Consider the following 12,157-nt stretch of genomic DNA (forward strand, 5'->3'; position numbering starts at 1 on the left):
ATAAATTATTAAATCTTTAAACTTCTGTTCTATTCTGATTCTTCATTGAACATTCCTATTCGCCGGTACTTTTTATATCTCTCTTCGAGCAATTTATTAATGCTTTTTGCGCTTAACTCTTCTATAGCTGCTAAAATATATTCTATAATTTTTTTAGCCATACCTTCAGGATCTCGATGAGCACCTCCGAGAGGTTCAGGGATAATACCATCTATAATTTTGAAATTCAGCAGGTCATTTGCGGTCATCTTGAGTGTTTCTGCTGCCTTTGAAAAATCTTCAGGTCCGAGTTCTCCATTCTTCTTCCATAATATCGCTGCACAACCTTCGGGAGAAATGACAGAATAAACAGAATGCTCGAGCATGTATATCCTATCAGCAACACTAAGTGCCAATGCTCCTCCACTTCCACCTTCACCGATAACAATAGATATAATCGGTATCCTCAGTTTCGACATCTCTGCGAGATTCACCGCAATTGCTTCTGCCTGTCCCCTTTCCTCAGCACCAATTCCAGGGTAGGCTCCGGGTGTATCGATAAAAGTTATAACTGGCTTTTTGAATTTTTCAGCAAGCTTCATAACCCTGAGAGCTTTCCTATAACCTTCTGGATGAGGTTGCCCAAAATTTCTAAAAATCCTCTCCTTGGTACCGCGCCCTTTCTGATGTCCGATAATAATTACTGGAATGTCATTGATTTTTGCTATTCCTGCTACAATTGCAGGATCGTCAGAGAATCTCCTGTCTCCATGAATTTCTATAAAGTCACTTGTCAAAAGGTTAATGTAATCTAATGTATAAGGTCTTTCAGGATGTCTTGCTATTAAAGTCTTTTGCCAGGGTGTAAGTGAAGAATATATTTCGGAACATAAATCTTTTACCTTCTTTTCAAGCTTCTTGATCTCTCCTGAAATATCTATCTCTCTTCCATCTGATAACCTTTTGAGTTCTTCTATTTTAATTTCGAGTTCTTCGAGAGGTCGTTCAAATTCAAGATAATATCTGATCATTGACAGAATACCGCTCCTTTACCGGTTATTTCTTCTATTTTATGAATTGTATCATTATCTGGAGATATACTGAAACCAGTTGCTATTATCGCTTCAAAATCTCTTAAATGTATTCTCAGATACAGTGGATATTTCCCCTCATTCTGCGATAACAGAATATCTCTCAGTCTGATGAGGTCTGTACTATCAGGATCAGGATTTCTCAGGCTTATTTCGACTTTATGTTTAGCTTTTGTGTCTAATGTATCTATTGTTGATATCTCCGTAGATTTAATTTTTATTCCTTTTTCTGTCTTATCAAGAGTCCCTTTTACAAGTAGAGGCAAATCTTTCTGCAATATCTGTATACATGACCTGTATAATTCAGGAAAAACAATAACTTCAACATGTCCCTCTGGGTCCTCAATGGTAACATATGCCATTATTTCTGCCTTTGATTTTGTTGGAAATTTTTTTATACCTGTCACAATACCAATTATTTTAACTTCTCTTCCATCTTCAAGATTGTCGAGAGCGGATATCTTTGTCGTCCCCATCTTTTTCAACAGTTTATCGTATTTCGTCAATGGATGACCAGTTATATAAAAACCAAGTGCTTCCTTTTCATATTTAAGAATTTCATCTGTACTCCATTGTGCAACAAATTCTTCAGGTTCATCTCTATATGTATCGAAAATACTCTGTTGACCAGAAAATCTTGCAGCATAAATCTTTGAACTGCCATTCAGCATTCTATTCATGTATTCAAGAACTCTGGGTCTTGAAGTATCCAGTGAATCAAAGGCTCCAGCTTTAACAAGGCTTTCTATAACTTTTTTATTCACTCTTCTCTGGTCAACTTTTTCAAGGAAATCTGAAATTGAAGAAAAGGCTCCACCTTTATCTCTTGATTCCAATATTGAATCTATCGCTGCTGAACCAACTCCCTTGACTGCTTCAAGGCCAAAGCGTATTGAATTCCCGATCACTTTAAATTCTCTTCCGGATTGATTAATATCAGGAGGAAGTATAGATATCCCCATTTCACGACAATCTGCAATAAATCTGACAACCTTGTCTGTATTGTCCATATCTGCAGATAGAGTAGCAGCCATAAATTCGACAGGGAAGTGTGCCTTCAGATAAGCTGTTTGATAGGCAACATAAGCATATGCAGCAGAATGAGATTTGTTAAATCCATACTGTGCAAAAGATGCCATCAAATCGAATATAGTTATTGCCTTTTTTTCTGATATATTATTAGCTTTTGCTCCCTTAATAAATGCCTCTTTGAGCTTCTCCATCTCCTCAGGCATCTTTTTTCCCATCGCCTTTCTTAGAATATCTGCCTGTCCCATCGTAAAGTTTGCAAGTTTATTAGCTATTGTCATCACCTGCTCCTGATAGAGAATTATTCCATATGTCTCGTCAAGGATATCCTTTAATTGTGGAAGAGGATGTTTTACTGAAATCTTTCCCTTCTTTCTTTTGATAAAGTCATCGATCATTCCACTCGCCATCGGACCAGGTCTGTGCAATGCTACGATAGCTATTAAATCCTCAAATCTATTTGGATTGATCCTCACCAGGAGGTCTCGCATTCCCGCGCTTTCAAGCTGGAATATACCGGTTGTATTTCCTGAACTTAAAAGGTCATATGTCTTTTTATCTTCAAAAGATATATCCTTCAATGAAAATTCTTTACCATTTTCTCTGAGATACTTCAACGTCTTATCTATAACTGTGAGTGTCTTAAGTCCAAGAAAATCGAATTTGAGCAACCCGATTTTTTCAACTGAATTCATATCAAATTGGGTCATAATACTACCATCAGTAGGGTTCTTATATAGAGGCGTATACTCTGTTAAAGGCACGGGTGAAATAACAACTCCAGCAGCATGAGTTGATGCATGTCTGCAGAGCCCTTCAAGTCTTATTGCAGTATTGATGAGTTCCTGTATCCTGGAATTCGTTTCATAAAGTACCTTTAACTGAGGCTCAATCTTTAGAGTTTCTTCGATCGTAATATTTGGAGTAGCGGGAATTAGCTTTGCGATTCTATCAACCTCTCCATATGAGAAGTCAAGCGCTCTGCCGACATCTCTAATTGCTGCCTTAGCAGCCATTGTACCAAATGTAATAATCTGTGCAACATGATCCTGTCCGTATTTTTCAGCAACATAAGATATAACTTCTGACCTCCTGTCTTTACAAAAGTCAACATCTATATCTGGCATATTTACTCTTTCAGGATTCAAGAATCTCTCAAAAAGAAGATTATATTTAACTGGATCAATATCTGTAATACCAAGAAAATATGACACAAGACTTCCCGCTGCAGAGCCTCTCCCTGGACCTACAGGAATTCCCTTCTTTTTAGCAAAACTAATAAAATCCCAGACTATCAGGAAGTATGAAGAATAATCCATCTTCTTTATCATCTCTAACTCTCTCTTAAGTCTCTCTTTATATTCAGCAGGCGGTTCATTCCCAAGTTTAGTTTTCATTCCTTCAAAGGCAATTTTTTCCAGCAAATCATTTGCAGATTGACCGTTTGGCAGCTCATATCGAGGAAGCAGATTAAATCCTAACTTGAATTCAACATTGCACATCTCTGCGATTAATCTCGTATTCATTATAGCTTCTGGAATATCCTTAAAAGCTTCTTTCATTTCATGTGGAGACTTAAAATAGAATCCATCCGATTGGAACTGAAGTCTTCCTTTGTCTTTGACAGTTTTACCTGTCTGTATGCAAAGAAGAATATCATGTGCCTTTGCATCATCCCGCCTCATATAATGACAGTCATTTGTTGCCACTACTCTTATCTGTAAATCCCTGGCAAGCTCCACCAGTTTTTTGTTCACTTCTTCCTGTTCAGGGATTCCGTTGTGTTGTAACTCAATATAAAAATTCTCAGGGCCAAAAATCTCTTTGTATTCACATGCCTTCTCACGTGCTTTATCAATCATGCCCCTCTGTAAATAAAATGGCACTTCTCCTTTCAAACATGAGGTTAACCCAATCAACCCATTACAATATTGCTTGAGAAGATCTATGTCTATTCGCGGCTTGTAATAAAATCCCTCTGTATATGCCCTGGTTACAAGTGAAACAAGATTCCTGTATCCATGATTATCTTTTGCAAGAAGAATAAGATGAAAAGATGCTTCCTCAATATCCTGGGCAGGTCTTTTTTCAAACCGGCTTCCGGGTGCAACATATACCTCGCATCCGATTATGGGTTTTATTCCTGCTTTTGTGGTATTCCTGTAAAACTCTACCGCTCCGAATAGGTTTCCGTGGTCCGTAATAGCTACCGCTGGCATTTTATAAGTAACTGCCTGTTCTACAAGTTCCTTTATTCTTATTGCTCCATCAAGCAGGCTATACTCAGTATGCAGATGCAGGGGAACATAATCAGAGTGTTGACGCATAATTATGATATTAAACTTATAAACAGGTTCAAGTCAATGTAATGGAAAACTCTTTTTGACACACCCTTTGAATCAAAAGTATAATTGAGCAATGAGGTTTAGATACATTTTAATCATTGCAGCCTTAGCCATCATTATTGGCACTACAGTAGGAGCATACCTTGCATTCACTCATGGTATCCCATCCATTGAAGAGATTAAGGAATATAAACCTGAAGTAGGCACGAGGATATATTCAGATGATGATGTTCTTATTGGTGAACTTAAAGCTGAAAAAGGGATATTTGTACCAATCGAGAAAATACCACTGCATATGATTAACGCTGTTATTGCTGTTGAAGACTCCAGATACTGGAAACATAAAGGTGTTGATTATCTTGCTATCTTAAGGGCATTAGTAAAAGATATCCTTTACATAGAACTGAAAGAAGGAGGAAGCACTATTACACAACAGCTTGCGAAAGTTATATTTCTAACTCCTGAGAAGACGCTGAAAAGGAAGATCAGGGAAGCGGCTCTTGCGTTCAAGATCGAAAAAAACCTCGATAAAAAGGAAATACTTGAACTCTATCTGAATAAAATCTATTTCGGCCATGGTGCTTATGGTGTTGAGATGGCATCAAAAACTTATTTCGGGAAATCAGTCAGAAATATTTCACTGTCTGAAGCTGCAGTCATAGCAGGTCTCATAAGAGCTCCTGCTATTTACTCCCCTTACAATGACATTACAAAAGCAAGAGAACGTCAGCTTACAGTGCTTTCACGTATGGAGGACGAAGGATATATCAAAAAATCTGATAAAGATGCTGCTTTAAAACAACCCCTTTATCTCTCAAGCACACGTAAATATATAGAAGCAAATAATTATTTTATTGAATATATAAAAAGATATCTTGAAGAAAAGTATGGTGAAGAAAAAGTCTACAAGGAAAACCTTAAAGTATATACAACTTTAGATAGAAGAGCTCAGATAATTGCTGCAAAGGCAATACAGCAGGGGCTACGGGAACTTGATAAAAGAAGAGGATGGCGAGGTCCCATAGAGCATAAAAGTGACATCGATATTGAAAAAGAGTTGAAAATGAAAGATATTGTTAACACAGTTGTCACTAATTCCGGAGATATATCTTCTGGCCTTGTTCTCAAGGTAAGTAATAAAGAAGCGATTATTAAGACAAGGGGAATACTCGGAAAACTTTCTATAGATGATGCTAAATGGGCTTCAAAGGTTATTGACTCAAAAAGTGGCAAAGTCAAGTTCATGAAAGAATTCTCTCTAATAAATATTCTCCAGCCAGGAGATGTTGTTAAAGTTAGTATTAAAAACAGGAGCGGGGATGCTGTGCATCTCAGACTTGAACAAGAACCGGAAGTAGAAGGAGCTTTAATTGCAATTGAACAGGAAACAGGCTTTATACGTGCAATGATCGGTGGATACGATTTCATAAAGAGCAGTTATAACAGAGCTGCTTATGCAAAAAGACAACCGGGTTCTGCATTTAAACCAATAATTTATGCTGCTGCATTGGATCATGGATTTACACCTGCAAGTATATTCATTGATGAACCAGTAACTTATCCAGGAGGTCCCGGAGGCAACTGGACCCCTGAAAACGCAGACCGTGAATACTACGGCCCTATTACTCTCAGAGAAGCATTGACTTATTCAAGAAATGTCGTTACAGTAAAATTAGCCGAGGAAATAGGAATACAGAATTTGATAGATTTTGCAAGGAATATGGGGATAAAAGCCGATATGCCGCATGATCTTACAATAGCATTAGGTTCTCTCAGCCTGACTCCACTCGATCTTGCACTCTCTTACTGTGTTTTTGCAAATGGTGGGATGAAAATTAATCCTATTGCAATCAAGTATATTACTGATTCAAAAGGAAGAATTATAGAAAGTAATGAACCAGAGGCAGAAGAGATTTTGAACCCCCAAACAGCATTCCTCATCACTTCAATAATGGAAGACGTGGTAAAAAAAGGCACTGGCTGGCGTGCTAAATCACTCGGAAGGCCTGTTGCTGGGAAAACAGGTACTACAAACGACTATAGAGATGCCTGGTTTGTCGGTTATTCCCCTCATCTGGTTGCTGCTGTTTGGGTAGGATTTGACGACATGAGGCCGTTGGGTCATCACGAGACAGGCGCTCAAGCAGCATCTCCTATTTGGGTATCTTTTATGAAAAATTTTCTGACAGAAGAACCAGAAGAATTTCCTATTCCTGAAGGCATTATTAGTTGTACAATAGACCCTACAACAGGGCTTTTAGTAAAAGATGATTCAAAAGGGATGAAAGAATATTTCATAGAAGGCACTGAGCCTAAAAAATACACAGCATCACCTTCTATCCATCCGACGAAGGAAAAAAATATAAACCTTAATTTTGATTAGGAGGTAATTATGAAAATTTTAATCTTTGTATTGGCAATTATAGTTTTCATGAGCACTTTCGCTTATGCAGATGAGGTAAGTTATGAAAAAGCCTTTCTATCTTATAAGAAAGGAGACTATAAAACTGCTATTAGTCTATTGAAACAATACGTAGAAAAAAAACCTGATCCTTATGCTTATTATTTGATCGGTTATGCATCTTACAAGTTAAAAAAACATAAGGAATCAGTAAAATACTTTAATGAGGCATATGTAATAGATCCAAATTTTTCTCCGCAAACTGTTTTTGTAAAGGGTGAGTAAATATTACTTTATTTTACCTCTTGACTTTTCACTATTAAGCATGTAATATAAGCTACTTTTTCAATCAGGAGGCACATATGGAGGGTTTACACGAGACACTATTAATGGATGCTATCATTAATCCCGAAGTAGTACCACATAATGTCAGTCATGCAATTTTAGTATCAATACTTTTAATAGTTATAGCTCTTGCTGTAAAAGGTTCTATGCGTTTGATTCCAAAAGGACTACAGAACTTTATTGAGTTAATTCTTGAGCAGATATTTAAATTGGTAGATGATACTATAGGCCACCACTGGAGCAAAACTTTATTCCCTTTTATCTGTACAATTTTTTTGTTTATTCTTCTGGCAAATCTCATGAGTTTAGTTCCTGGCTTTACTGCTGCAACCGCAAATGTCAATACAAATGCAGCTATGGCAATCCCTGTTTTTTTACTTTACCATTTTTTTGGCTTTAAGGTTCATGGACTTAGTTATATAAATCACTTCGTCGGACCTATTCGTTCACTAAAAGGGCTTCCTCTTATGATTTTAATGTTTCCGGTAGAGGTTATTGGTCATTTTGTTCGTCCATTAACACTTACTGTCCGACTTTTTGGCAATATGACAGGAAAACATATATTACTTCTTGTTCTCGGAATCATCGCACCATGGATAATTCCGTGTGTTATTTTAGGACTTGGTTTACTTGTTAGTGTTATTCAGGCACTTGTTTTTACACTTTTGACAATCTGCTATTTCGCTGGTGCCGTCGAAGAGGCACATTAATTTCATTTCTTTAATGAAAGGAGGAAGTCAGTAATGAAAAAGACTGTTGTTGTTCTTCTTCTTGCCCTCACTATGATCTGGGTTACAGCTCCTTTATGTTTTGCCGAGGAGGCAGCAGCTACAGGAGCAAAAAGTTCTAATATCTTTTATTACGCTCTTGCTGCCCTTGGATGTGGTATTGCTATGGGCCTCGCTGCATTCGGTACAGGCATTGGGATGGGTACAGGTCTTGGTTCTGCTTGCGAAGGCGTTGCAAGAAATCCAGGTGCTTCCGGTAAGATCACTACAACACTCATCATCGGTCTTGCTATGATCGAGTCTCTTGCAATTTATGCTCTCGTTGTTGTCTTAATTCTCATCTTCGTGAACCCGTTTGGAAAGCTCCTTCAATAGTAGTACAATATAATCTAAAAAGGCAGACATTTTGTCTGCCTTTTTTTGTGCCTGCCTCCAGTTAATTTATACCCAAGTCCAGCGATAACTTTGTTAACCCAAAAAATGCAGTTGAATAATGCAGATGTTGTGAAAAAATTTATTTTTCGATTCCTTAGTGTTCCTTTAACTAATGGGTTTACGAATATTTTTGTCCATAAAACAATTAAAATAAATCCGATAATTCATTGAGTTAAAGAAATTTTTGAGCAATGTCTGCATTATTCGGCTTAAAGAGCTTTCTCCCAGAGCAAGCTTAGGATAGAAATAATAAACCTTTGGAATAGCGCTCGTTATGAATACTCAGGGTTAAATATTTGCTGCTATTTTTTATGAAAAAGTCTTTTTTTAAGAATATGACTTATTAGATAGGATGCGAGACCCCTGTGCCAGTCAAAGTCTGACTTTTTAATAAAAGGAAGAACTCCATCTCTCCTTGCAAAATCAATAATATTATCAATCTGATGATCTGAAAACTTAGAAAAAATGCTCCTCAAAATCAAACCAGACTTCAATTCGATATCAATTTTCTTTTTCCATAAAATTTCGTATTGCTTGAATAATCGCTCACTGTAATCATTGGTTTGAAAAGCCTTATAAATAGTATCTGCAGCAATCTCGGAACAGAGCATGCCAAAATAAATACCACCTCCTGTTGTTGTCTTAACCTGACCAGCTGCTTCTCCAACAATGAGAAGCCTTTGTGCATAACTCTTAGAAATCGAACCAAGCGGGATAGGACTGCACTTTATTTTATAGTCACTATACATCAGTCTGTCTAATATGTTAGGAGTTTGGAGAAATTTTTTTAAATACTCTAAAGGTTTATCCTTTACGATAAGTCCTATCCTGACAGTTTTTCCAGCGGTTGGCACTATCCATGCAAATGAACCTGGAGCAATATTTCTACCAAAATAAACCTCAACATCATCTATATCTTCCATTATTCCTTCTGTTTGTATTCCATAAAGATACTCAGAAGGTTTTTTTAGTGCGCTCTTTAGAGATGTAAACTCAAACCCTGTTGCAATCACTCCAACTCTCGAGGAGATTTCTTTCTCACTTTCTTCAGTCATAACACGAAGAACAAACCCTTTTTTGTCAATAATGGCTTCTTTTGCCTTAGTATTAAGGTACAAAGTTGCCCCTTCTTCCTGAGCCATACGGTTTATTTCAGTATCAAATAATTCACGTTCGATAGCATATGCAAATGGGATATCAGCCTCGTATCTCAAAAACACTCCTGATGGTGAAAATGCTTTAATTGAACGGATAGGTTTAAGGATTACATCCTTCTTAAATTGGAATTTCTTCAGGCATTCATTGCTTATTATTCCTGTGCAGTTGATATTTTTGGCAATAACATTATTCCTTTCGATGATACCAACATCTAAACCTTTTTTAGCTAAAAGATATGCTGTATAACTGCCTATAGGTCCTGCTCCAACAATAATAACATCATGTAAGATATCTCTTGTCATGATTTACTTAAAACCCTATTCATAATGATGTTTTATAGAACCTCTTCATCGGGTTAATATAATAATTAAATGTCTATTATTTTATCAAATTCACTTTTAAAATATTTAGCAGTCACTTCATCAAATATACAGAACTCAATCAATGTAAGACAACTTCGGGGATTTTTTCTGATGTAATCCAATGCAGTTCTGACAAGAATCATTGCACATCTGTCCTTCGGAAATCCGAATATACCTGAACTTATTGCTGGCATTGATATACTCTTTATTCCCTTCTTATCTGCAAGCTGTAAGCTGTTAATTATAGCTTCCTTCAGTTTATTATCCTCATCTCCTTCTCCCATTCTTGGCCCCACTGCATGAATTACATACTTCGCTGGCAACCTGCCTGCACTTGTAATCGCAGCATTTCCTACGGGAACAAAACCTATCCTATCGCTTTCCTCCTGTATAATATGCCCACCTTTTTTTACTATTGCACCCGCAACCCCACCTCCATGTTGTAGATAAGAATTCGCTGCATTCACTATTGCATCTACGTCTCTTTCAGTAATGTCCCCCAGCACAAGACGTAATAACTTTCCCTCAATTTTTTTCTCAGATATAACTTTCATAAAATTACCCCCTTGTTCATTATGATATAATAAATATAAAAAAATGGAGGTCTTAAATACCAGCACTTCACGGAAATCTATCAGGTCTTAAGACAAGTTACCTTCACTTACTCGAAAGAATTTACAGGAGAAAAGCATATCGTGAAGTAATAACACCTGAACTCGCCAGATTTATTACTGAAATCTCTTACGAGATAAACCGTCAGATAGGTATTCTCATTGATAGAAACGGTTCTATCACACATGTGATTATCGGTGATGCAAAAAGCATTTATATCCCGGAGCTTGCGGATTATCGTTTAGGGAGAAAACCTCTAAGAGGGCTGAGGCTGATCCATACACATCTGAATGAAGAAGCACTCACTCAGGATGACTTAACAGATCTTGCCCTTTTAAGATTAGATCTAATAGCATCAATAGGGGTTAGAAAAGGTTTCCCAGGGAATATCTATATCGCTTATTTATTACCAGATGGCACAAAACCTTTCGAGATTCTTCATTACCAAAATTTCCATGCTTTTGAACTCGAATTTTTACCTTTCATAACATCACTCGAAAGTGAAATGGAGAGGCATAGACTCTTCAGTTCGGATGATAGCAGAGAGCGCGCTATACTTGTAAGTGTTTCAACAAGACCTAAATTTGAACAGGAAGATTCAATTGAGGAATTGAAGGACCTTGCACGCTCAAGTAACGTGCTCGTTCTCGATACTTTAATTCAGAGACCCAGACAAATAAACCCAAGATATCTTATGGGTGAAGGTAAGATAAAAGAAATGATAATCAATGCTCTGAGCAAAGGAGCTACACTTCTTATCTTCGATCAAGAGCTCAGCCCCTCACAGGTAAAATCTATCAGCGAGCTTACAGAGCTAAAGGTTATTGATCGTTCACAGTTAATACTCGATATCTTCGCACGCCGTGCACATAGCAGAGATGGTAAAGTCCAGGTTGAACTAGCTCAGTTAAAATACCGCCTTCCGAGATTAACCGGTAAAGGAACTGCTATGTCACGTTTAATGGGCGGTATCGGTGGCAGAGGGCCAGGTGAAATGAAATTGGAGATTGACAGAAGGCGTGTTCGTGATAGAATTGCTCTCCTTGATAAAGAGCTGAGAACACTCAGTGAAGCAAGAAAGCAGAGGAAACAACGGAGGGTTGAACAGGGGATACCGATCATTTCAATTATTGGATATACCAATGCAGGGAAATCCACTTTGTTAAATTCGCTTACAAAAAGTTCTGTATTTGTTGAGGATAAACTTTTTGCAACTCTCGATACCTCAAGCAGACGCCTGCGTTTTCCAAAGGAACGCGATGTTATAATTACTGATACAGTTGGATTCATTAGAGATCTACCCAAGGATCTTATGTCTGCTTTCAGGTCAACTCTTGAAGAACTTGAGGATGCTGATCTGTTTCTGCATCTTGTTGATGTATCTAATCCCCGCTTTGAACAACATATCGAATCTGTTGAGAACATTTTAAAGGATCTTAATTTAAATCTGAAACCTCGTCTTCTCGTTTTTAATAAAATTGATAAATTGAATTACGAAGAAGCAAGAAATTTATCAATGCGATATAATGCAATATCCATCTCTGCACTCGATCCAGGAACATTCTCTTCCCTGCTTAATGCAATACAGCATCATATATGGGACATTAAAACTCAATCCGAATCTTATGCTGAAGTCATACAGAATGACTATGTCACAAGTAAATAGGGGATA

At 37.2% G+C, this 12,157-nt stretch carries 9 protein-coding genes; 5 read left to right on the plus strand and 4 right to left on the minus strand.

Annotation, left to right across the window (positions count from 1 at the left end):
* Positions 1 to 29 precede the first annotated feature (29 nt).
* Positions 30 to 1,010: an acetyl-CoA carboxylase carboxyltransferase subunit alpha gene (locus HXY53_04190; protein NWF75769.1), complete on the minus strand. Its 981-nt coding sequence runs from the start codon at positions 1,008 to 1,010 to the stop codon at positions 30 to 32.
* Positions 1,007 to 4,426 (minus strand): DNA polymerase III subunit alpha, encoded by a 3,420-nt coding sequence (locus tag HXY53_04195; GenBank protein NWF75770.1) that lies wholly within the window; start codon positions 4,424 to 4,426, stop codon positions 1,007 to 1,009. Before HXY53_04195 ends, HXY53_04190 begins: the two co-directional genes overlap by 4 nt.
* Positions 4,427 to 4,517: 91 nt before the next feature.
* Between HXY53_04195 and HXY53_04200 the strand changes: the two genes are divergently transcribed.
* The 4 genes from HXY53_04200 to atpE all read left to right on the plus strand — a co-directional run bounded on the left by HXY53_04200 (position 4,518) and on the right by atpE (position 8,293).
* Complete coding sequence (locus HXY53_04200; GenBank protein NWF75771.1) at positions 4,518 to 6,827, plus strand: PBP1A family penicillin-binding protein; 2,310 nt, start codon at positions 4,518 to 4,520, stop codon at positions 6,825 to 6,827.
* Between the two features lie 9 nt (positions 6,828 to 6,836).
* Positions 6,837 to 7,130, plus strand: a complete 294-nt coding sequence (locus HXY53_04205; protein NWF75772.1) for a tetratricopeptide repeat protein — start codon at positions 6,837 to 6,839, stop codon at positions 7,128 to 7,130.
* A 104-nt stretch (positions 7,131 to 7,234) separates the two neighbouring features.
* Positions 7,235 to 7,900, plus strand: a complete 666-nt coding sequence (gene atpB, locus HXY53_04210) for a F0F1 ATP synthase subunit A (protein ID NWF75773.1) — start codon at positions 7,235 to 7,237, stop codon at positions 7,898 to 7,900.
* A 33-nt stretch (positions 7,901 to 7,933) separates the two neighbouring features.
* Positions 7,934 to 8,293: an ATP synthase F0 subunit C gene (gene atpE, locus HXY53_04215; protein NWF75774.1), complete on the plus strand. Its 360-nt coding sequence runs from the start codon at positions 7,934 to 7,936 to the stop codon at positions 8,291 to 8,293.
* 362 nt (positions 8,294 to 8,655) lie between these two features.
* Here atpE and HXY53_04220 read toward each other — a convergent pair whose 3' ends face one another.
* Complete coding sequence (locus tag HXY53_04220; protein ID NWF75775.1) at positions 8,656 to 9,813, minus strand: geranylgeranyl reductase family protein; 1,158 nt, start codon at positions 9,811 to 9,813, stop codon at positions 8,656 to 8,658.
* Positions 9,814 to 9,878: 65 nt separating this feature from the next.
* Positions 9,879 to 10,427: a macro domain-containing protein gene (locus HXY53_04225; protein NWF75776.1), complete on the minus strand. Its 549-nt coding sequence runs from the start codon at positions 10,425 to 10,427 to the stop codon at positions 9,879 to 9,881.
* Positions 10,428 to 10,483: 56 nt separating this feature from the next.
* On the opposite strand from HXY53_04225, the gene hflX reads away from it, so the two are divergent.
* Positions 10,484 to 12,151, plus strand: coding sequence for a GTPase HflX (gene hflX / locus HXY53_04230; GenBank protein NWF75777.1), 1,668 nt, complete (start codon positions 10,484 to 10,486; stop codon positions 12,149 to 12,151).
* Positions 12,152 to 12,157: the final 6 nt, after the last annotated feature.

Source organism: Nitrospirota bacterium, assembly GCA_013388455.1.
Taxonomy (GTDB): Bacteria; Nitrospirota; Thermodesulfovibrionia; order Thermodesulfovibrionales; family SM23-35; genus JACAFF01.